Origin of the sequence: Streptomyces sp. Ncost-T10-10d (assembly GCF_900091955.1) — a bacterium.
In the GTDB taxonomy this organism is placed as follows: domain Bacteria; phylum Actinomycetota; class Actinomycetes; order Streptomycetales; family Streptomycetaceae; genus Streptomyces.
Genome location: NZ_FMDF01000069.1, coordinates 15,199 through 33,826, shown reverse-complemented (window position 1 = coordinate 33,826; position 18,628 = coordinate 15,199). Strand labels below are relative to the sequence as shown.

The following is an 18,628-nucleotide window of genomic DNA, read 5'->3' as shown; positions in this document are numbered from 1 at the left end:
TGCATCGTCATTTCTGGGCTGCCTTGTTGCACGCAGCATAGGCGCCTGATGGGGCGGTTTCCGGTCGGGGCGACCGACGCTCCGAAGGAAATATTACTAGCCAGTACACCCAGTGCTTCCCCCATGAGCAAGCGCTTGGAACTGTGATCTGGCCAACGTGCGGCGCCCTTGTGCCGCTTGGGAGTTCTCAGTCCCGCAGAGCGGTGAAACGGCCCTGGTGATACAGCAGCGGGCGACCGCCTCCGGCCGGGTCGCCGACCACGGCCTCCGCGATCACGATCCGGTGGTCTCCCGCCGGAACCCGGGCCACCACGCGGCAGACCAGCCACGCCAGCACACCGTCGAGCACCGGCACACCTTCGGGCCCACTGCGCCAATAGGTGGACGGGCCGAACCGGTCGGCGCCGCTGCGGGCGAAGGTGGCGGCCAGCTCCTGCTGGTGCTCGCCGAGTATGTGGACGCCGATGTGTTCGGCCTCGGCCACGACCGGCCAGCTGGAGGACGAGGTCCCCACACCGAAGGAGATCAGCGGCGGCTCGGCGGCGACGGAGTTGAGAGAGGTTGCGGTGAATCCGACCGGCCGGTCACCTGCGGCGGTGATCACTGCCACACCGGCGGCGTGCTGCCGGAAAACCGAGCGGAGGAGTTCGGGGGATGCCGTGCGGGAGGTGCCGAGCTCGGGCGAAGCCGTCATGGAGGTGTCCTTCTGCGGAGGAGGCGTACGGGGCCGTGGTTGCTCAGGCACCCGGACAGCGCGCACTCGCGTTGCGGGCCAGATCCACATGGGCCCGGCCGTAGAGAAGGAGTTCTGGCGGCATAGCGTCAGACTGACGATGCGTGGTGGGGGCAGTCAAGAGCGTTCCGCAATGTGGGAGATGCATCACGGTCCGTCACATCGCGCGTCCCAATGCGGCGACGACGTCGACGGTGCGCGGCTGCCCGACGGCCCGGCGGACGATCCGGCCGGTGGCGTCGAGGATCAGTACGGTCGGCGTCCGGCTGATCTCCAGCTCGCGCACGAGAGTGAGATGCGCCTCGGCGTCGATCTCGACATGGGCGACACCGTCCACCATCCGCGCCACCTGGACGAGAGTGCGGCGGGTGGCCCGGCAGGGCTGACAGAACGCGCTGGAGAACTGTACAAGGGTTGCCCGCTCCCCCAATTCCGCGCCGAGTTGGGCCGCGTCCAGCGTTCCCTCATGTGCCTGCCCGTCCACCTTCGGCCTCCTGTCAGAGCTCTTCGCAAGGGGTCAGCGCCACCGGGCAGCAAGACATTCCCGGCGGTTCCACGTGACGAGAATCTCGCGGCCCACGCCCTCGGAGACTGGCCACCGCGTCGCGCATGGGGCACGATCGGCGCAATGCCGCAAACCTACGGCTGCGTAACTTCCGCCGGGAGAACCCTCCTCAGGCGCTGAAGAAGGGTCTTCTCCAGATGGCAGAACTCGTCTATCGGCCGGTCATCGGCGCCGCTCGTACGTTTTTCAAGGCGCTTGACCTGAAGATCGACACTCAGGGTTCCGAGCACATCCCGAAGACCGGTGGCGCGGTATTGGTCAGCAACCACATCAGCTATCTGGACTTCATCTTCACCGGACTCGCGGCGCTGCCGCAGAAGCGTCTCGTCCGCTTCATGGCGAAGGAATCGGTCTTCCGGCACAAGGTCTCGGGCCCGCTGATGCGCGGCATGAAGCACATCCCCGTCGACCGCAAGCAGGGCGAGGACGCATATGCGCACGCCCTTGCCTCGCTGCGTTCCGGCGAGATCGTCGGCGTGTTCCCCGAGGCCACGATCTCGGAGTCGTTCACGCTGAAGAGCTTCAAGTCGGGGGCTGCCCGGCTGGCCCAGGAGGCCGGCGTGCCGCTGATCCCGATGGCGCTGTGGGGCACGCAGCGATTGTGGACCAAGGGCCGGCCGCGCAATTTCAAGCGCAACCACATCCCGGTGACGATCCGGGTCGGCGAGCCGGTGGAGGCACCCACCGACCAGTACGCGGGCGCGATCACCCGGCGGCTGCGGGAGCGGGCCCAGGAGCTCCTCGAAGCGGCTCAGCGCGCCTATCCCGTGCGCCCGAAGGACGCGAGCGACACCTGGTGGGTGCCCTCGCACCTCGGCGGTACGGCTCCGACGCCCGCCGAGGTGCGCGAGAAGAGCTGACGCGACCGGCTCACTCCGGGGTGCCGACGGTGATCCGCGCCCCGGGGCTCAGCTTCTCCAGCCATTCGGCGAGTTCGGCGCCTGCGGCTTCGAGTTCGCCGATCGTCATGGGCGTGAGGCGCTCCAGCAGGAATACCGCGTTCACGGACTCCTCGGTGAGCCGGGTGCGCACACCCTGTCGCCAGTTCCAGCGACGGCAGGTGACACCCTCGTCGTCGCACCGGACGACTTCACCGGCTGCCTCGCCTCGGGACGGGATCTCAGAGCGCTGTGGGGAGCGTGCGCCACAGCTCGGGACGGTCCCCGGCGGACCGGAGGCCGCGCAGTACCGCCGGATGCGGTGCCGCATAGAGTACTGGATAGTCCACTTCATTGAACTCCGGGCGGACGGGCCATGCCAGCCGCTCCTCGTCGAGCGAGAAGTGGGCGTCGACGCCCGGCTTGTTACCCCTGGGGTCCTGACGGTCCCAGCGATCGCGGCCGGGCAGCCGAACCGCGATCAGCCCGTGCACGGGGCCCGGACCCCCGTTCTCATCGCCGAGCCCCTGGTAGCAGAGGGCGGTCGGGATGCCCGCCGCGCGGAGGAGGGCAGCCAGAGCGTGGGACTTGGAGTGACAGATACCGTTACGCGTCGCGAGGACGTCGGAGGCGCGCCAGGCGACCCGCATGTCGCCTGAATCGGCGGAGTGCGGAATGGCGTCACGTACGAAAGCGTAGGCGGCGGCCGCGTATGTGTATGCGTCGATAGAATTGCTGCGGAGATCGGCGACCGTATCCCGTACCAGCGGATGCTCGTGGTCGATGGCCTCATCGACGGCGAGATAGGCGGAAAGTTCCGGGACTTGCTGGATCAGCTCCATGGCCGCCGAGCGTAGGTAAGCGGCCGACCGGATGTCAATGACTTTCCGGTCGACCGCATACTTATTCGATTGGCGCTACTTCGCCATCTCTTCCTTCAGAGCAAGGACGAATGCGTCGACATCGTCCTCCGTGGTGTCGAAGGAGCACATCCAGCGCACATCACCGGCGGCCTCGTCCCAGAAGTAGAAGCGGAAGCGCTTCTGCAGCCGCTCGCTCACCTCGTGCGGCAGCCGGGCGAAGACGGCATTGGCCTGGACGGGGTGGAGGATCTCCACCCCGTCCACCGCCCGCACGCCCTCCGCGAGCCGCTGGGCCATGGCGTTGGCGTGCCGGGCGTTGCGCAGCCAGAGGTCTCCGGCGAGCAGTGCCTCCAGTTGCACGGAGACGAAACGCATCTTCGAGGCGAGCTGCATCGACAGCTTGCGCAGGTGCTTCATGGCACGGACTGCGTCCGGGTTCAGGACGACCACGGCCTCGCCGAAGATCGCCCCGTTCTTCGTGCCGCCGAAGGACAGGACGTCGACGCCGACGGTGTTGGTGAACGTACGCATCGGTACGTCCAGCGATGCCGCGGCGTTGGCTATCCGGGCCCCGTCCAGGTGGACCTTCATACCGTGGCCGTGGGCGTGGTCGCAGATGGCGCGGATCTCGTCGGGTGTGTAGACCGTGCCCAGTTCGGTGTTCTGGGTGATCGACACGACCTGCGGCATGGCGCGGTGCTCGTCGTCCCAGCCGTACGCCTGCCGGTCGATGAGCTCGGGCGTGAGCTTGCCGTCCGGGGTGGGCACGGTGAGCAGCTTGAGGCCGCCCACCCGCTCCGGGGCACCGCCCTCGTCGACGTTGATGTGGGCGGACTCGGCGCAGATCACCGCGCCCCAGCGGTCGGTCATCGCCTGGAGGGAGACGACGTTGGCGCCGGTTCCGTTGAAGACCGGAAAGACTTCGGCGGTCGGGCCGAAGTGACTGTGCATGACACGCTGGAGATGCTCGGTGTAGTCGTCCTCGCCGTAGGCGATCTGGTGACCGCCGTTGGCAAGGGCGATGGCCGCGAGGATCTCCGGGTGCGTGCCGGCGTAGTTGTCACTGGCGAAGCCGCGTACCTGCGGGTCGTGGTGGCGTCGCGCGTCGGTCCTTACGGTTGTGGGGTCAGCCACAGGCGCTTTCCGTTCACTTCCGGGGCGGGCCGGTCCCAGACGCCGGCGATGGCATCGGCCAGCTCCTTGACGTCGGTGAAACCCGCGAATTTTGCATTGGGCCGCTCGGCGCGCATCGCGTCGTGCACCAGTGCCTTGACGATCAGGATCGCAGCCGCGGTCCTGGGCCCTTCGTCGCCCCCCGCTTTGCGGAAGGAGTCCGCGAGCGCGAGCGTCCATGCCTCGGCCGCCGCCTTCGACGCGGCATAGGCTGCGTTTCCCGCGGTGGGCTTGCTCGCCCCGGCCGCGCTGATCAGCACATAGCGACCCCGGTCGCTGCGCTGCAGACCCTCCTGGAAGGCCAGCGAGGTGTGCTGGACCGTGCGGATCAGCAGCTTCTCAAGCAGGTTCCAGTCGGCGAGGTCGGTCTCGGCGAAGGTGGCGCTGCCGCGCCAGCCGCCGACGAGGTGGACCAGGCCGTCGATCCGGCCGAATTCCTTCTCCGTCTTGTCCGCCCATTCGCGGGCGGCAGCGAGGTCCAGCAGATCGACGGTGTCACCCGTGACCGTGGCGCCGCCGTGGGCGTAGCGGGCGGCGTCGACCGCCTCGGCCAGGCGGGTGGCATCGGCGTCGGAGGCGACGACGGTCGCACCGGCCTCGGCGAGCCTCAGCAGGGTGGCCCGGCCGGCCGGACCGGCGGCCCCGGCGACCGCGACCACGGCGCCTTCGAGAGCACCGCTCCCATTGCCCTTGCCGTTTCCGTTCATGGCCACCGCCTCCTTGTGCCCGGCGCTCACGCGGCTGCCCGCTCGGCATCCGCAGCGGTGATCCCCTTGGTCGAGGCAATCACGTTCTTCAGCTTCTTGGAGAGTGCCTCATAGAACATGCTCAGGGGAAACTCGTCCGGAAGCACGTCGTCGACGAGCTTCCGCGGCGGCTGGGAAAGATCCAGCGCGTCCGGGCCCTTGGCCCAGCGGGAGCCCGGGTGCGGGGCCAGGTAGGTCGAGACCAGCTCGTACGCGGCGAACCAGTGGACGAGCTTGGGGCGGTCGATGCCGTCGCGGTAGAGCTTCTCGATCTCGGTGCAGAGCTGGTTGGTGACCTGCGGCGCACGGCCCCAGTCAATCCTCAGCGTGTTGTCGGTCCAGCGGATCACGTCGTGCTTGTGGAGGTACGCGAAGAGCAGCTGGCCGCCGAGGCCGTCGTAGTTGCGGACGCGCTCGCCGGTGACGGGGAAACGGAACATCCGGTCGAACAGCACGGCGTACTGCACATCGCGGCCCTGCGGGAAGCCGTCGGCCTCCAGCTTCACGGCCTCCTTGAAGGCGGTGAGGTCGCAGCGCAGCTCCTCGAGCCCGTACATCCAGAACGGCTGGCGCTGCTTGATCATGAAGGGGTCGAACGGCAGGTCGCCGTGGCTGTGCGTCCGGTCGTGGACCATGTCCCAGAGGACGAAGGCCTGCTCGCAGCGCTGCTGGTCACCGACCATCGCGCGGATGTCGTCGGGCAGCTCGACGCCGAGCAGATCGACCGACGCCTCAGTGACCCGGCGGAAGCGGGCGGCCTCGCGGTCGCAGAAGATTCCGCCCCAGCTGAAGCGCTCGGGGGCCTCGCGCACGGCGACGGTCTCCGGGAAGAGCACCGCGGAGTTGGTGTCGTATCCCGAGGTGAAGCCCTCGAAGGTGATGCCGCAGAACAACGGGTTGTCGTAGCGGGTGGCTTCGAGCTCGGCCAGCCACTCGGGCCAGACCATCCGGAGCGCGACCGCTTCGAGGTTGCGGTCCGGGTTGCCGTTCTGTGTGTACATCGCGAAGACGACCAGGTGCTGGAGTCCGTCGGTGCGGTCCTTGGCCGGCTGGAAGGCGAGCAGCGAGTCGAGGAAGTCCGGTACGCCGAAGCCGTCGGTGGCCCAGCGACGCAGGTCCATGACGAGGGCCCGGTGGTAGGCGTCGTCGTGCGGAAGCAGCGGGGAGAGCTCCTCGACCGCGGCGATCACGCGATCCAGCGTCGCCCGGGCAGCCGCCCGGGACGGCGCGCCCTCGGTGTCGAAGTCGATGGATCCGTCCTTCGACTGCCAGGGGCGGATCTCCTCCACGGCATTCTTGAGCGCGGGCCAGGCGGGGTGATCGACCACCCGCCGGTCCGTAGGTATGTCACCTGCGGCAACGTCGTGCACAAGAATTTCCGTCATAACTCTTCCTCCACAGGAGAACCTCGCGTCAAGCAACCGTATCCATCCGCGGTTCCTTCGGACAAGTGGGCCCCAGAAGATTATCCTGCCGACCCCCCGTGGTCACCGCGATTCTTCCTGCACAGAACCTTCCCCGCCAACGCTTCCGTCGGCCGGACCCATTGCGGAGGCTGCCGCTCCGCCCGGTCTCGTACACATGAACGGTCAGGCCGTGCAGGGCGCGCCCACGCATGGGGGACGCAGCCCGCCCGGCACGGCCGTCTGCCGGTAGGACGGAGTCCGCCCTACGCGCCACCGCTGGAGATCCGCCGCGTGAGGATCAGTGCCGTTCTTGTCGCAGCCGTCATCACCGGGTTCCTGCCCGGTGCCGCCGGCATCCGGGGACACGGCGCCACTCCCCCTCGTCCGAGCGGCTCTCTCTCGGGGGTGGGCCGTTAGGCTGCCGAATTGCCGAATTGCCGTAATGCCGTAGTGCCTCGTGGGTAGGAGCCGCACGCGGGAAGACGCCGTCGACGGAAGCGAGTTGCCTTGCCTTTTCTCACCATCGGTCATCGTGGAGTGATGGGTGTCGAGCCGGAGAACACTCTGCGGTCGTTCGTCCATGCGGAGCAGGCCGGGATGGACGCCATCGAACTGGACCTTCATCTGAGCAAGGACGGCGCGCTGGCCGTCATGCACGACGCCGAGGTGGACCGTACGACGGACGGCAGCGGTCCGATCGTCGAGAAGACCCTGTCGGAGCTGCGCGAACTCGACGCCGGGCAGGGCGAGCGCGTGCCGGTCTTCGAGGAGGTGCTCGACGCCGTACGGTCCCCCGTTCAGGCGGAGATCAAGGATGTGGCCGCGGCCCGCGCCCTGGCAGAAGTGATGCTGCGGCGCGGTCTTGTCGAGCGGGTCGAGGTGTCGTCGTTCCACGACGAGGCGGTCGCCGAGATCGCCCAACTGGTGCCGGGGGTTCGGACCGTACTCATCGCGAGCCGCTGGCGCAGCGATGTGGTGGACCGGGCGAAGGCGGTGGGTGCGGCGACGCTGGCACTGAACATCCGCCGCCTCACCCTGGAGGTGGTCGAGCAGGCGCACGCCGAAGGGCTGAAGGTCATCGGCTGGGTGGTGAACACCCAGGACCATCTGCGGCTGGTACGCGCCCTGCGACTGGATGGCGCGACCACCGACTACCCGGAGATCCGCCGCGCCGGCCGCTTCACCGCCTGATTGCCGGCCCAGTCAGACCAGGTCCTTGATCAGCAGCTCGAACGTGAGATCGTCGCGCTGCGGGATGCCGAAGCGATCGTCGCCGTACGGGAACGGGCTGAGCTTTCCCGTACGGCGGTAGCCGCGGCGCTCGTACCAGGCGATCAGCTCCTCGCGCACCGAGATCACGGTCATGTGCATCTCGGTCACCCCCCAGACCTCGCGGACGGTGCGCTCGGCCTCGGCGATGATCACCTTGCCGAGACCGGCTCCCTGCAGCTCGGGGCGGACCGCGAACATCCCGAAGTAGGCGGCGTCACCGCGGTGTTCGAGCTGGCAGCAGGCGATGAGCACACCGTCGCGCTCCACTACGAGAAGTCGGCTGCCGGGTGCTTCGACGACCTCGCGGACGCCGTCCGGGTCGGTCCGCTGCCCCTGCAGGATGTCCGCCTCGGTGGTCCATCCGGCCCGGCTGGAGTCCCCGCGGTACGCCGACTCGATCAGCGTCACGAGTGCGGGCACATCGGCGTCGGCCGCGTCGCGGAAGGTCAGCTGTCCCGAGTCCTCGGCAGGGGCTATGTCCATGGTGGTGGCTCTCCGTTTCTCTGCTGTGGCCGTGCCGGAGCAGCGTAACCCGCGTGTTCCGGACCTAGAGTCTGGCGCATGGTTCATGTGCTGAGCAGCCGGATCCTGTTGCGTCCGGCCGATCCCGAGCGGTCTCGGATCTTCTACGGCCAGTCCCTCGGGCTGCCCGTCTACCGGGAGTTCGGCACCGGCCCCGAGCGGGGCACGGTCTATTTCCTCGGTGGCGGCTTCCTGGAGGTGTCCGGGCGCGCCACCGCACCTCCGGTGCCCTGTCTCGAACTGTGGCTGCAGGTCGCGGACGTCCGGGCGGCGCATGAGGAGGTGTCGGCCCATGGCGTCGAGGTGCTGCGGCCGCCGGTGCGCGAGCCGTGGGGGCTCGTCGAGATGTGGATCCGCGATCCGGACGGGCACAGGATCGTCGTGGTGGAAGTACCGGAGGACCATCCACTGCGCTACCGCCCGTAGAAGTGCCGGTGCGCCGTCCGTGCGCGGCGCGGCTTCTCGCCGCGCAGTCGACGAGCACGGCCGGGCAGCCGGTGGAGCAGCTCCACGGCCGCCAGCTGCTCCACCACCGGGCATGACAGGCCGACGGACTTCTCGATGTCGGCCAGGCGGTGGATGACGGTGGCGGAGGCGCGTATCCAGCCCGGTCGGAGAGGGAACCCGTGCGGCGGCATTGTCGCCGTGAGCAAGATCCGCAGACAGCGGAAACGGCTCCCCGCCGAGCACGCCATCACCGACCGGGCACGCACCTTCACGTCCTTCGCGATCGGCTGACCGAGCCGGCGGGAGCACACCGCGCGGCAGGGAACACCTCCTCCGCGCGCTCCCATGTACCTCAGTGCGCCGCGTACGACGGTCCGGGCCCGGGCATCGACTAGGAGGGACCGACGTCGTACGTCCAGGGGGAGGTGCGCTGTGCACGGACCGGCGATGTCCGGCTGGCTGCTGACGGCGTTGTGCGGGGTGACGGGCGCGTACTGTCTGCTGCGCACGCGCAGCGAGACCGGGGAAGGGCGCAGGACGGCGCGTGCGGAGGCGCTGATGGGCTTCGGCATGGCGGCCATGGCCGTGCCTGCCGCCGTCGTGACACCACCTGTGTGGGGGTGGGCGGTGTACGCGGTGCTGTTCGGCGCGGCCTCGTTGCGCACGCTGTGGTTCTCCCGGCGCAGCACACACCATCTGCACCATCTGGTCGGGTCGTCGGCGATGGTCTACATGGCGCTGACGATGGCACCGGGCGGTGGAGGGGCGCACAGCGGGCACACGGGCCATGACGTCGCGGTGACGGCCGGGGGCATACCTCTGCTGACCGGGCTGCTGCTGGCCTACTACGCGGTGTATGTGCTGCGTTCGGGAGCCCGGTTGATACCGGTGGCCACTACGGCGGGGGGCGGTGGTGGACCGGTCGGGAGTGGCTGGGGCACATGGCCCGAGCTGGCTCTCGCCTGTCGGCTGACGATGGGGATAGCCATGTTCGCCATGCTGCTCACTCTGTGAGAGAGGGGCAGGCCAAACCGTGGCGTGCATCACTTGCCGTGCGCGACCATACCCGTGACTACCGCACCGCTCATAGGCTGACGCCATGTTGGTCTCCCTCGCGCTGCTGCTGCTCGGTGCACTGGCCGCCGTCGTGACCCCACGTCTGATGGCGCGGGCGGATTGGCCGGAGCGTGAGCCCGTCGTTGCGCTGTGGGTCTGGCAGTGCGTGGTGGCCGGGGTGCTGCTCTCCTTCGCGCTCTCCATGACGTTCAGTGCGGCCGCGGCCTGGCAGGCGGTGCGCGGACATGTGTTCGCACCGGCGCCGCGTGCCGTGGTGGAGGCGTATGCACTGGGCGGGCACGGGCGGTGGTCTGCGGCCATGGCCGTGCTGCTGGCGCTCGGAGGGGTGTGGACCGCGGCGATGCTGACCCGGGAGATCCATCGAGCCCAGGTGCGTCGCAGGCGACGGCGCACCGAATTGCTGGTGCGTTCCCCGCTGATGCCGGGCGAGGAGCCCGGCAGCGGTCGGCTCGTCGTACTGGAGGGAGAGCGTCCGGATGCCTGGTGGCTACCGGGGGCTGCGCCTCAACTGGTCATCACCACGGCGGCACTTGGCCGCTTGAAAGGCCGTCAGCTGGATGCGGTGCTGGCCCATGAGCAGGGACACGCGAGGGCCCGGCACGACTGGCTGCTGTACTGTTCCGGCGCACTCGCGACCGGTTTTCCTCAGGTGCCGGTGTTCGCGGCCTTCCGCGACGAGATGCACCGGCTGGTCGAACTGGCCGCGGACGATGTGGCGTCCAGGCGCTTCGGACGGCTGACGATCGCACTGGCCCTGGTGGAACTCAACGAGGATCGTGGCGTGTTCGGCCCGCGCCCGGCGCCGGACGCTCAGCTGCCACTGCGGGTGAACCGGCTGCTGACCCCGGTGGAGCGGCTCACCGCGGGCCGTCGGCTCCGGCTGACCGCGGCGGCCGCCCTGGTACCGGTGGTTCCGCTTCTGGTGGCATTCATTCCGGGACTCAGCGCACTGGGATAGCCGGGCGTGCGGATCGTCCGCGAAGATCGCCTCATGCCATCCCCGCCGCTCGCCCCACCGGCCCGCACCCGTTCCGGCGTCACACCTTTCGGCACAGCCGTGGTCTGCGCATCCGCTGCCCTGGTCCTGCTGATCCTGGTCGCCGTGCGCTGGTCGCCGCTCATGACACTGGACCGTACGGTCGCGAACGCCCTGCACCGAAGGGCGGTCACCGAACCCGGACTCGTCCGCATGAACCGGATCCTGACCGACTGGGTGTGGGATCCATGGACCATGCGCGCCCTGATCGCGGTGGCCGTGGTGGTGCTGTGGTGGCGCGGGGCGCGGGCGCTCGCGATGTGGGTGGCAGTGACGAGCGCACTGTCGACCCTCCTGCAGCAGGGACTGAAGTCCGCGGTCGGCCGGGAGCGGCCGCACTGGCCGAACCCGGTGGATTCCGCCCACTACGCAGCGTTTCCCTCCGGTCACGCGATGACGGCGACGGTGACCTGCGGTCTGCTGCTCTGGCTGCTGCGACGGCACGGAACGGAACCCCGGATGTGGCGGATGGCGCTGGTGGCGGCATGGATCTCGGTGGTCGGGGTGGGCGTCACCCGGCTCTATTTGGGGGTGCACTGGATGAGCGATGTCCTGGGCGGCTGGCTGCTGGGGGCGGCCCTGGCCGGGTTCTCCATCGCCGGGTTCGCCAGGTACGAGGGGCGCAGCGGGCCGGCCTTGCCGCGACGCTCCTGAACCGGGAAGGATCGCGTCCATGCAGATCAAGGGTGTGCTCTTCGACTTCTCCGGGACCCTCTTCCGTATCGAATCGGTCCGGTCCTGGTTGCGTGCGGTCCTCGCCGAACGGAAGGTGACGGTGGGAGCGGCCGACTTCGATCGGTACGCGCGGGCGCTCGAGGCCGCCGGGGCGCTGCCGGGCGGCCCGCCTCCCCAGCACGTTCCTGCCCGCCTGGCCTCCGTGTGGGCCACTCGCGACGAGAGCGCGGAACTCCACCGGGAGGTGTACACGGGACTGGCCCGGCAGGTGGCCCTGCCGGATCCGGGGCTGTACGACGCGCTGTACGAGCGGCACAGATCACCTGCCGCTTGGCAGCCCTACCCGGACGCGGCGGAAGTGCTCGGTGCGCTGCGCGACAGCGGCACCCGTATCGGCGTGGTCAGCAATATCGGCTGGGACCTGCGGCCGGTCTTCCGGGCACACGGTCTGGACTCCCTGATCGACGCCTACGTCCTGTCGTACGAGCACGGCATCCAGAAGCCGGACACACGGCTCTTCCACACGGCCTGCACACTTATCGGGCAGGATCCGACGGATGTGGTGATGGTCGGCGACGAGCGGCGCGCGGACGGCGGGGCGGCGGCGCTGGGCTGTGACGTGCGCTTTGTACAGCATCTTCCGGTGAAGGAGCGGCCCGATGGGCTGCGGACGCTGGGGCTGGTGCCGGACGTTGCCTGAGAGACATGTGAGAGATGTCCCTGACGCGCAATGGGTCGGATTGTCACATCGGGGCCTTAGCCTGTATGCATGTCCCGTTCTCCGTGCTCCTCCGATTCCGTGCGTACCGCCGCCGTGGTGAACAAAGAGATTCGTGACCTGTGGCAGCGCTCCGGCGGCTGCCTGTCCCCGGAGGACGAGGAGCAGTATCAGAGGCTGCTCGTGGAATGGGCCGCGGCGACCGGTGGGAGCGCCAGGACGGCCGCCTGACGCAGGCATCGATCGCGGCGTCCCGCCGGGCGGAGGATCCGCCCGGCGGGACGCACTCGCTGCGCGGTGGAGCAGGATGGTGTCGGCCGATCGGGGGAACCGGTCGGATCAGCGGTCGAAGTAGTCCGGCTGCGTCTGAACATTGAGCTCGTCCAGCCGCACCCGCTTCGCCGGGTCGGTCCGCCGGTCGTCGAGCTTCAGGACGTCGAAGCCCTTGGCGATGTCGTTGGAGTAGATGTAGCCGTTGTAGTAGTACGCCGACCAGGGGCCGGCCGTGGTGACCGCGTCCGTGCTGACGGGGCCGCGCTCGAAGTAGCCGATCTCCTTCGGCTTCGAGGAGTCGGTGAAGTCCCACACCGAGACTCCGCCCTGGTACCAGGCCTGAACCATCAGGTCGCGGCCCTTGACCGGGATGATCGAACCGTTGTGGGCGACACAGACCTCCGTGTCGGCCTGCGGACGGTCGATCTTGAAGTAGCTGCGGAAGACCAGCTTGCGGTGGTCTCCCCTGCCGACGATGTCGTAGATGCCGTCGGCGCCGCGCTTCGGGCCGATCTCCTCGTTGCAGGTGGCTGCCCCGCCACCGCCGAGTTCATCGGTGAAGACGACCTTGTCGGCCTTCTGGTTGAACGTCGCGGAGTGCCAGAACGCGAAGTTCACGTTGTCCTGCACCCGGTCGATGATCCTCGGGTTCTCCGGGTCCTTGATGGAGAACAGCAGACCGTCGCCCATGCAGGCACCGGCGGCCAGGTCCTTCGAGGGCAGCACCGTGATGTCGTGGCAGCCGGTCGTCTTGGAGACGCCCGGGTTGGTCGGGGCGCCCGGGTTGCCGCCGTCCGGGAAGAGCACCGGGAAATTCACGACCGCGGCCTTCTCGGGTGCGTTGCGCGGCACCTTGATGACGGAGATCCCGTCGTGCGGCGGCTGGCAGTCCGGGAACGTCTCGCTCGGCGAGTACGAGGAGACGTACACGTATACGTTCTTGCGTTCGGGGATCAGCGTGTGCGTGTGCGATCCGCAGGCGGTCTCGACAGCGGCGACATACTTCGGGTTGCGCTTGTCGCTGATGTCGAAGACCTTCATGCCCTCCCAGGAGGACTTCTCCGTGGCGGGCTGGGTGGTGCTGGTGCAGGAGTTGTCGCTGCGCGAGGAGTCCGTGGACAGAAAGAGCAGGTTTCCGGAGACCGAGACGTCGTTCTGCGATCCGGGGCAGAGGACCTGGGCGACCGTCTTCGGAGACTTCGGATTGCTGATGTCGTAGATCCGGAAGCCGTCGTAGTTTCCTGCGAAGGCGTACTTCCCCTGGAAGGCCAGGTCCGTGTTCAGCCCCTTGAGTGCGTCCTTCGGGACATTGGCCAGATGGGTGATGTTGCTGCTGTGGACGATCTCGTCCACGCCGGGTACCTCGCCGCTGCTGATGGCGGCCGCGGCTTCGGCCTCCTGGGCGGCGGAGGCATCGGTACGGGCGGTGGCCGTATCACCGGGGTCGGGCGTCGCGGCCGCGGGTCCGGCCGTCAGCAGCGTGGCCAGCAGCCCGGCGGCTGCCACAGCCACACCCAGACGTCTGCGCCGCGCCGGGCTCGTGTGCAACGAAATCACTGCGTCCTCCCATGCATCCGTACGTAGTTGAACAGTTCACGGACACCGGCAGTATCGTCCTCCCCACAGGTATCCCAACAGATGGCAACAGAGACGTAATGAAAATTTCTGATCGCTGTGGTGCGGAAGCGTGTGAGGACGGTTCGCAATCGCCCCATATGGCAATGGAGGTCCACTTGTTGATCCGCCGTCGGACCATGTGTGTACGCAGATCTGTTCTCGCCGTGGCCGTCATGTCCGCCGTTCTCACCCTGGGCGCATGCGATGAGGGAGGCGGCGACAACCGCACGAAGGCGCAGGCGGGTGGGGGGACTTCGGTTGTGGCGCCCGGGAAACCGGGCGAACCCGCGCGGACCCTGTCCGCCGAGGAGGCCGCGAAGGCCGCCGGGGACGACACCCCCAACTCGGCCGACTTCCGATATGTGCAGATGATGATCCAACACCACTCCCAGGCACTGGAGTTGACCGGTCTCGTCCCCGCCCGCTCGGACTCCACCGCGGTCAAGCGGCTCGCCGAGCGCATCACCGCGGGCCAGAAGCCGGAGATCGGCGCCATGGAGGGATGGCTCAAACACAATGGCGGAGAGAAGCGCAAGAGCGGCCACGATCACTCGGCGATGCCCGGAATGGCGACCCCGGCGCAGTTGGATCAGCTGCGGACGGCGGACGGCGCGGCCTTCGACAAGCTCTTCCTGAAGCTGATGATCACCCACCATCAGGGAGCGATCACGATGGCGACGGAGGTGCTCTCGCAGGGGAACAATGTGCAGGTCGAGGAGATGGCCGGGGACGTCGTCGCCCAGCAGACGGTGGAGATCGACAGAATGCGCGCGATGTCGTCCTGACCACGCCCCGGGCGCGCCTCTCCCCTGCCCCGCCCACGGGTGCCATGCTGGAGGCATCCTGCGGGAAGAGGTGCGCCGTGCTCCGTGTCGCCGTCGTCGGCTCCGGTCCCAGTGGAGTCTATGCCGCCCAGGCCCTGGTCGAGCAGGACCGGGTGCCTGATGTCCGGGTCCATGTGCTGGACAGGCTCCCCTGCCCGTACGGCCTGGTGCGCTACGGCGTCGCCCCCGACCACGAGAAGATCAAATCACTGCAGAACAGTCTGCGGACCGTCCTGGAGCACGAGCGGATCACCTTCCTCGGCAATGTCGAGGTGGGCGGCGACGGGATCCCGTCCGAACGTCTCGCCGAGCTCTACCAGGCGGTCGTGTACTGCGTCGGGGCGGCGACCGACCGCGGCCTCGCCGTCCCCGGGGAGGACCTGCCCGGCAGTTGCTCCGCGACCGAGTTCGTCTCCTGGTACAGCGCACACCCCGACGCCGCAGCCAACAGCTTTGCGCTGCAGGCCCGTTCGGTCGTGGTGATCGGGGTCGGCAATGTAGCGGTGGACGTGGCGCGGATTCTCGCCCGGAGCGCAGAGGAGTTGCGCCCCACCGACGTACCGCACGGGGCGCTCGGCGCGCTGGCCGGAAGCCGGGTGCGCGAGGTCCACATGGCGGGCAGGCGCGGCCCCTCCCAGGCCCGGTTCACCACCAAGGAACTGCGGGAGCTGGGCGCGCTGCCGCGGGCGCGGGTGGTGGTGGACGAGGCGGAGCTGACCCTCGACCCGGCGTACGTCGATCCGTCCCCCCGGTCGGCGCCCGCCCTGTCCTCGCCACCGAACGCACCGCCCCTGACGGCGGCGGCGCGGCGCAATGTCGAGGTGCTGCGCGGATGGGCCGCGGCCGGCCCCGCAGGTGCGGGCCCGGAGGGAGACCCGCTGCGCACGATCCACCTGCGGTTCTTTCTGCGCCCCGTCGAACTGCTGGAGCGGGACGGGCGGGTGGCCGGGGTGCGGTTCGCCCGTACCGTGCCGGACGGCAGCGGGGGCGTGCGCGACGCCGGTACGTGCGAGGACATCGACGCCCAGCTCGTGCTGCGGGCCGTCGGCTACCGTGGGCTGCCGCTGCCCGGCCTGCCGTTCGACCCGGCGCGCGGGACGGTGCCGCATCTGGCGGGGCGGGTGCTGCGGGACGGAGTGCCGTCGCCCGGGGAGTACGTCGCCGGGTGGATCAAGCGGGGGCCGACCGGAGTGATCGGTTCAAACCGGTCGTGCGCGAAGGAGACGGTGACGTCGTTGCTCGATGACGCCACACTGCTCGCCGGGCGCCCGTCGGCACCCGATCCTGTGGCTGCGCTGCGGGCGTGGGGGCTGCGCCCGGTGGAGTGGGACGGCTGGCTGTCCATCGAGCGGGCGGAGGCTGCGCTGGGCCTGTCGCTGGGCCGGGGGCCGGTGAAGATCCCGGACTGGGCGGGGCTGCTGAGCGCCGCGGATGGCGGCGACCGGGCCGGACAGTGAGGCTATCGGTCCTCGCCGATGCGCTGCACCTGCCGGTTCGCGGCGTCGAGGACGCTGTCCAGAAGCCCGGGGAACAGGGTCTCCAGATCGTCGCGGCGCAGCCCGTTCATCTTGGCCGTGCCGCGGTAGATCTGCTGGACGACCCCGCTCTCGCGCAACACCCTGAAGTGGTGCGTGGTCGTCGACTTGGACACCGGCAGGTCGAAGCAGGAGCAGCTGAGCTCGGCATCGGCGGCGGCCAGCTCGCGGACCACGCGCAGTCTCATGGGGTCGGAGAGTGCATGGAGCACCGCCTCGATGCGGATCTCGTCCCGCGTGGGGTGGTCGAGCGAGCGGCCGCCGACCGCAGGGGCGCTGGCTGAGGTCACGATGACTCCACTTCCCGACTTGGTCCGGTCTCCCATAATACGAGACTCTTCGTAGTTTGAGATTCACCGTACGACGGGTCCGGCCGCGCCTCACCCGGCGCGATCGGCGCGCGATGCCGCTTCACGGGCGTCGATGACCTGTTCCATGTGGAGCTCCGCCCAGGCGCGCACCGTGTCCAGCAGCTCAAGGAGACTCCGGCCGAGCGCGGTCAGCTCGTACTGTACGTGCCGTTCCGGTCCGGCCCGCGCCGTGCGGACGACGAATCCGTCACGCTTCAGCGACCGGAGTGACTGGGTGAGGACCTTGGGCGTGACCGTACGCAGCGGGATCCGTAGCTCGGAGAAGCGTCGCGGGCCGCCCTCAAGGCACTGGACGATCATTCCGGCCCATTTGTCCCCCACGCGGATCGGCATCAGTCCGGACGGACAGACCGGGTCGAACATCTCCGGGTCCAGCGGCTCGGTCACGGAGCCACATCAGCGAGGTATCCAAGAGGTGACCACGGATCCGGCTACTTGCCCGAGCACGTCGGCACAGGGATTCCAGGACGCGGGACGAGGTAGGCACATGAGCAGAATCATCATCTTCGGCGCAGGTGGCAGGGCGGGACGGGCAGCCGTCGGCGAGGCCCTTCGCCGCGGACACCATGTCACCGCGGTCGTGCGCGAACCGGCCAAGGACCGAGAGCTCGAAGGTCCGGCCGTCCGGCTCGTGGCCGGCGATGTGACCGAAGTCGGGGCTGTTGCCGACCTCGCGACCGGGCACGATGCCGCGATCTCCGCCGTCCACGACGGTGGCGCCCTGCCCGAAGTCTTCTTCACGGCTGCCGCCCGCGCTCTCACCGACGGACTGACGCGGGCCGGTGTGCCACGGCTGATCTCCATCGGTCTGTCGGCAACCATGGAAACCGCCGACGGAACCCCGCTGATGGATACCCCCGGTTTCCCTCAGGAGTACCGCCCCTTCAGCCACGGCCACGCAGCCGGAACGGCGGTGCTGCGTACCGCGGCCACCGCACTGGACTGGCTGGTCGTCAGTCCGGCCGGGGACTTCGAACACGAGGGGACGCGCTCCGGCCGATACACCACGGCCACCGTCGACGCTGCCGCCCGTATTTCCTACAGCGACTTCGCCATCGCCCTGCTCGACGAGATCGACGCCCCAGGTCACCACCGCACGCACATCGGCGTCGAGGGGGCATGACCGAAGCGGCCCGCCGCAGCAGGCCGTCGGCCGAGACCGTCAGCCCGCCGGCCGGGCGACGGCCAGTGCGTGGGCGCCGTCGAGTGCGCCGGAGATCGGCCCAAGCACAGCGTGCTGGTGACGCTGTATCAGCAGGTCGGCCCGGCCACCGGCACCGCATGGCCGCGGGCGGCCGGTCACCCGCTGAGCAGGTCCGGGTTCTCGGCGAGTGAGGCGAGATGTCCGGCCGGATCGGCGATCAGCTTGCGGGCCGTCAGGTCGAGCATCCCCGCCACGCCCGTGATCTGCGCCGCGACCGTCCCGTCTTCCTTGAGGATCTTCTGCGCGACGTCGAACGTCTTCCCCTTGCCGTACACGAACTGGCAGGTCACCCGTACCCGGTCGCCACCGCGGAGCTCCCGCAGGAACTTCACCGTCGTCTCTAGGGCCACCGGCCCGACGCCGCTGGCCAGCAGCTTCTCCTGCGACAAGCCGGCAGCGCGCAGCAGTTCCCAGCGCGCGTGCTCGGCGTACTGCAAATAGACGGCCTGGTTCAGATGTCCCTGCGTGTCGAGTTCGTAGCCCCGGACGGTCACGTCCACAGAAAATGTCATGGACGTCCCAACATCACGACGCATTCCGGCATTCCCCCGCACCCGCACAACTGCCGACGCCGCAGCTCTTCACCGCGGCAGGAACGCTGCGCCGGGCGAGACCGGCGCGGCCGGTCCGTACCTGAGGCAGCCGGACCGGCTGCGGGCGGCCCGGTCCGCGAAGCACGTGACATCCGTGGAC

At 68.9% G+C, this 18,628-nt stretch carries 23 protein-coding genes and 1 pseudogene; 11 read left to right on the top strand and 13 right to left on the bottom strand.

Translation table 11 applies throughout. From position 1 onward, the window contains the following. Positions 1-187: 187 nt before the first annotated feature. Together GA0115254_RS09410 and GA0115254_RS09405 are read right to left on the bottom strand one after the other, a co-directional pair. The gene (locus tag GA0115254_RS09410) at positions 188-694 is read right to left on the bottom strand and encodes a flavin reductase family protein (protein ID WP_093894813.1); all 507 of its coding nucleotides are present in this window, start codon (positions 692-694) and stop codon (positions 188-190) included. A gap of 196 nt (positions 695-890) precedes the next feature. Continuing rightward, positions 891-1,217, bottom strand: coding sequence for a TlpA family protein disulfide reductase (locus tag GA0115254_RS09405; RefSeq protein ID WP_093894812.1), 327 nt, complete (start codon positions 1,215-1,217; stop codon positions 891-893). A gap of 218 nt (positions 1,218-1,435) precedes the next feature. Between GA0115254_RS09405 and GA0115254_RS09400 the strand changes: the two genes are divergently transcribed. Then, positions 1,436-2,158, top strand: a complete 723-nt coding sequence (locus GA0115254_RS09400) for a lysophospholipid acyltransferase family protein (protein WP_093894811.1) — start codon at positions 1,436-1,438, stop codon at positions 2,156-2,158. A 10-nt stretch (positions 2,159-2,168) separates the two neighbouring features. Here GA0115254_RS09400 and GA0115254_RS09395 read toward each other — a convergent pair. From GA0115254_RS09395 to GA0115254_RS09375, 5 genes and pseudogenes are all read right to left on the bottom strand, one after another. Continuing rightward, positions 2,169-2,396 (bottom strand): annotated as a pseudogene (locus GA0115254_RS09395) (cytoplasmic protein); the annotation flags it as partial. 22 nt (positions 2,397-2,418) lie between these two features. Continuing rightward, positions 2,419-3,018 (bottom strand): transglutaminase domain-containing protein, encoded by a 600-nt coding sequence (locus tag GA0115254_RS09390; protein WP_093894810.1) that lies wholly within the window; start codon positions 3,016-3,018, stop codon positions 2,419-2,421. 75 nt (positions 3,019-3,093) lie between these two features. Next, on the bottom strand, positions 3,094-4,173 hold the full coding sequence (locus GA0115254_RS09385; protein WP_093894809.1) for a threonine aldolase family protein: 1,080 nt from the start codon (positions 4,171-4,173) through the stop codon (positions 3,094-3,096). After that, positions 4,152-4,919: an SDR family NAD(P)-dependent oxidoreductase gene (locus tag GA0115254_RS09380; RefSeq protein WP_093894808.1), complete on the bottom strand. Its 768-nt coding sequence runs from the start codon at positions 4,917-4,919 to the stop codon at positions 4,152-4,154. Before GA0115254_RS09380 ends, GA0115254_RS09385 begins: the two co-directional genes overlap by 22 nt. A 26-nt stretch (positions 4,920-4,945) precedes the next feature. After that, entirely contained in the window at positions 4,946-6,343 is a 1,398-nt protein-coding gene (locus GA0115254_RS09375; RefSeq protein ID WP_093894807.1) for a DUF6421 family protein, read from the bottom strand. Positions 6,344-6,871: 528 nt separating this feature from the next. Between GA0115254_RS09375 and GA0115254_RS09370 the strand changes: the two genes are divergently transcribed. Continuing rightward, positions 6,872-7,555, top strand: coding sequence for a glycerophosphodiester phosphodiesterase (locus GA0115254_RS09370; RefSeq protein WP_093894806.1), 684 nt, complete (start codon positions 6,872-6,874; stop codon positions 7,553-7,555). 12 nt (positions 7,556-7,567) lie between these two features. Here the strand turns inward: GA0115254_RS09370 and GA0115254_RS09365 are convergent, their stop codons facing one another. Continuing rightward, a complete protein-coding gene (locus GA0115254_RS09365; protein WP_093894805.1) occupies positions 7,568-8,119 on the bottom strand; it encodes a GNAT family N-acetyltransferase in 552 nt (183 codons plus the stop codon). 78 nt (positions 8,120-8,197) lie between these two features. Here GA0115254_RS09365 and GA0115254_RS09360 point away from each other — a divergent pair, with 78 nt between their 5' ends. Further along, positions 8,198-8,584: a VOC family protein gene (locus GA0115254_RS09360; RefSeq protein ID WP_093894804.1), complete on the top strand. Its 387-nt coding sequence runs from the start codon at positions 8,198-8,200 to the stop codon at positions 8,582-8,584. On the opposite strand, the gene GA0115254_RS09355 is transcribed toward GA0115254_RS09360, so the two are convergent. Further along, positions 8,572-8,811: a hypothetical protein gene (locus tag GA0115254_RS09355; RefSeq protein ID WP_141720794.1), complete on the bottom strand. Its 240-nt coding sequence runs from the start codon at positions 8,809-8,811 to the stop codon at positions 8,572-8,574. The two genes, GA0115254_RS09360 and GA0115254_RS09355, sit on opposite strands and share 13 nt — an antisense overlap. Before the next feature lie 226 nt (positions 8,812-9,037). On the opposite strand from GA0115254_RS09355, the gene GA0115254_RS09350 reads away from it, so the two are divergent. From GA0115254_RS09350 to GA0115254_RS09330, 5 genes are all read left to right on the top strand, one after another. Further along, a complete protein-coding gene (locus GA0115254_RS09350) occupies positions 9,038-9,619 on the top strand; it encodes a DUF5134 domain-containing protein (protein ID WP_093894802.1) in 582 nt (193 codons plus the stop codon). An 85-nt stretch (positions 9,620-9,704) separates the two neighbouring features. Beyond that, entirely contained in the window at positions 9,705-10,640 is a 936-nt protein-coding gene (locus GA0115254_RS09345; protein ID WP_093894801.1) for a M56 family metallopeptidase, read from the top strand. A 33-nt stretch (positions 10,641-10,673) separates the two neighbouring features. Then, a complete protein-coding gene (locus GA0115254_RS09340) occupies positions 10,674-11,372 on the top strand; it encodes a phosphatase PAP2 family protein (protein WP_093894800.1) in 699 nt (232 codons plus the stop codon). Between the two features lie 19 nt (positions 11,373-11,391). Continuing rightward, the gene (locus tag GA0115254_RS09335) at positions 11,392-12,093 is read left to right on the top strand and encodes an HAD family hydrolase (protein WP_093894799.1); all 702 of its coding nucleotides are present in this window, start codon (positions 11,392-11,394) and stop codon (positions 12,091-12,093) included. Positions 12,094-12,162: 69 nt separating this feature from the next. Beyond that, the gene (locus tag GA0115254_RS09330; RefSeq protein ID WP_093894798.1) at positions 12,163-12,342 is read left to right on the top strand and encodes a hypothetical protein; all 180 of its coding nucleotides are present in this window, start codon (positions 12,163-12,165) and stop codon (positions 12,340-12,342) included. A 108-nt stretch (positions 12,343-12,450) separates the two neighbouring features. On the opposite strand, the gene GA0115254_RS09325 is transcribed toward GA0115254_RS09330, so the two are convergent. Then, the gene (locus tag GA0115254_RS09325) at positions 12,451-13,941 is read right to left on the bottom strand and encodes an LVIVD repeat-containing protein (protein ID WP_093894797.1); all 1,491 of its coding nucleotides are present in this window, start codon (positions 13,939-13,941) and stop codon (positions 12,451-12,453) included. 158 nt (positions 13,942-14,099) lie between these two features. On the opposite strand from GA0115254_RS09325, the gene GA0115254_RS09320 reads away from it, so the two are divergent. Beyond that, positions 14,100-14,786 (top strand): DUF305 domain-containing protein, encoded by a 687-nt coding sequence (locus GA0115254_RS09320; protein WP_093894796.1) that lies wholly within the window; start codon positions 14,100-14,102, stop codon positions 14,784-14,786. A 77-nt stretch (positions 14,787-14,863) separates the two neighbouring features. Beyond that, positions 14,864-16,282, top strand: coding sequence for an FAD-dependent oxidoreductase (locus GA0115254_RS09315; RefSeq protein ID WP_093894795.1), 1,419 nt, complete (start codon positions 14,864-14,866; stop codon positions 16,280-16,282). A gap of 2 nt (positions 16,283-16,284) precedes the next feature. Here GA0115254_RS09315 and GA0115254_RS09310 read toward each other — a convergent pair whose 3' ends face one another. Both GA0115254_RS09310 and GA0115254_RS09305 read right to left on the bottom strand, forming a co-directional pair. Further along, entirely contained in the window at positions 16,285-16,650 is a 366-nt protein-coding gene (locus GA0115254_RS09310) for an ArsR/SmtB family transcription factor (RefSeq protein ID WP_370740844.1), read from the bottom strand. A gap of 90 nt (positions 16,651-16,740) precedes the next feature. Continuing rightward, the gene (locus GA0115254_RS09305; RefSeq protein WP_176740044.1) at positions 16,741-17,118 is read right to left on the bottom strand and encodes a winged helix-turn-helix transcriptional regulator; all 378 of its coding nucleotides are present in this window, start codon (positions 17,116-17,118) and stop codon (positions 16,741-16,743) included. Between the two features lie 100 nt (positions 17,119-17,218). On the opposite strand from GA0115254_RS09305, the gene GA0115254_RS09300 reads away from it, so the two are divergent. Next, a complete protein-coding gene (locus tag GA0115254_RS09300) occupies positions 17,219-17,854 on the top strand; it encodes an NAD(P)-dependent oxidoreductase (RefSeq protein WP_093894793.1) in 636 nt (211 codons plus the stop codon). Between the two features lie 176 nt (positions 17,855-18,030). On the opposite strand, the gene GA0115254_RS09295 is transcribed toward GA0115254_RS09300, so the two are convergent. Beyond that, positions 18,031-18,447: an acyl-CoA thioesterase gene (locus tag GA0115254_RS09295; RefSeq protein WP_093894792.1), complete on the bottom strand. Its 417-nt coding sequence runs from the start codon at positions 18,445-18,447 to the stop codon at positions 18,031-18,033. Between the last annotated feature and the right edge of the window lie 181 nt (positions 18,448-18,628).

Coding starts and splice junctions, on each gene's coding strand:
- GA0115254_RS09340 (WP_093894800.1), top strand. CDS start 10,674: ATGCCATCCCCGCCGCTCGCCCCACCGGCCCGCACCCGTTCCGGCGTC.
- GA0115254_RS09390 (WP_093894810.1), bottom strand. CDS start 3,018: ATGGAGCTGATCCAGCAAGTCCCGGAACTTTCCGCCTATCTCGCCGTC.
- GA0115254_RS09360 (WP_093894804.1), top strand. CDS start 8,198: ATGGTTCATGTGCTGAGCAGCCGGATCCTGTTGCGTCCGGCCGATCCC.
- GA0115254_RS09295 (WP_093894792.1), bottom strand. CDS start 18,447: ATGACATTTTCTGTGGACGTGACCGTCCGGGGCTACGAACTCGACACG.
- GA0115254_RS09330 (WP_093894798.1), top strand. CDS start 12,163: ATGTCCCGTTCTCCGTGCTCCTCCGATTCCGTGCGTACCGCCGCCGTG.
- GA0115254_RS09335 (WP_093894799.1), top strand. CDS start 11,392: ATGCAGATCAAGGGTGTGCTCTTCGACTTCTCCGGGACCCTCTTCCGT.
- GA0115254_RS09300 (WP_093894793.1), top strand. CDS start 17,219: ATGAGCAGAATCATCATCTTCGGCGCAGGTGGCAGGGCGGGACGGGCA.
- GA0115254_RS09410 (WP_093894813.1), bottom strand. CDS start 694: ATGACGGCTTCGCCCGAGCTCGGCACCTCCCGCACGGCATCCCCCGAA.
- GA0115254_RS09345 (WP_093894801.1), top strand. CDS start 9,705: ATGTTGGTCTCCCTCGCGCTGCTGCTGCTCGGTGCACTGGCCGCCGTC.
- GA0115254_RS09380 (WP_093894808.1), bottom strand. CDS start 4,919: ATGAACGGAAACGGCAAGGGCAATGGGAGCGGTGCTCTCGAAGGCGCC.
- GA0115254_RS09400 (WP_093894811.1), top strand. CDS start 1,436: ATGGCAGAACTCGTCTATCGGCCGGTCATCGGCGCCGCTCGTACGTTT.
- GA0115254_RS09365 (WP_093894805.1), bottom strand. CDS start 8,119: ATGGACATAGCCCCTGCCGAGGACTCGGGACAGCTGACCTTCCGCGAC.
- GA0115254_RS09375 (WP_093894807.1), bottom strand. CDS start 6,343: ATGACGGAAATTCTTGTGCACGACGTTGCCGCAGGTGACATACCTACG.
- GA0115254_RS09320 (WP_093894796.1), top strand. CDS start 14,100: ATGGCAATGGAGGTCCACTTGTTGATCCGCCGTCGGACCATGTGTGTA.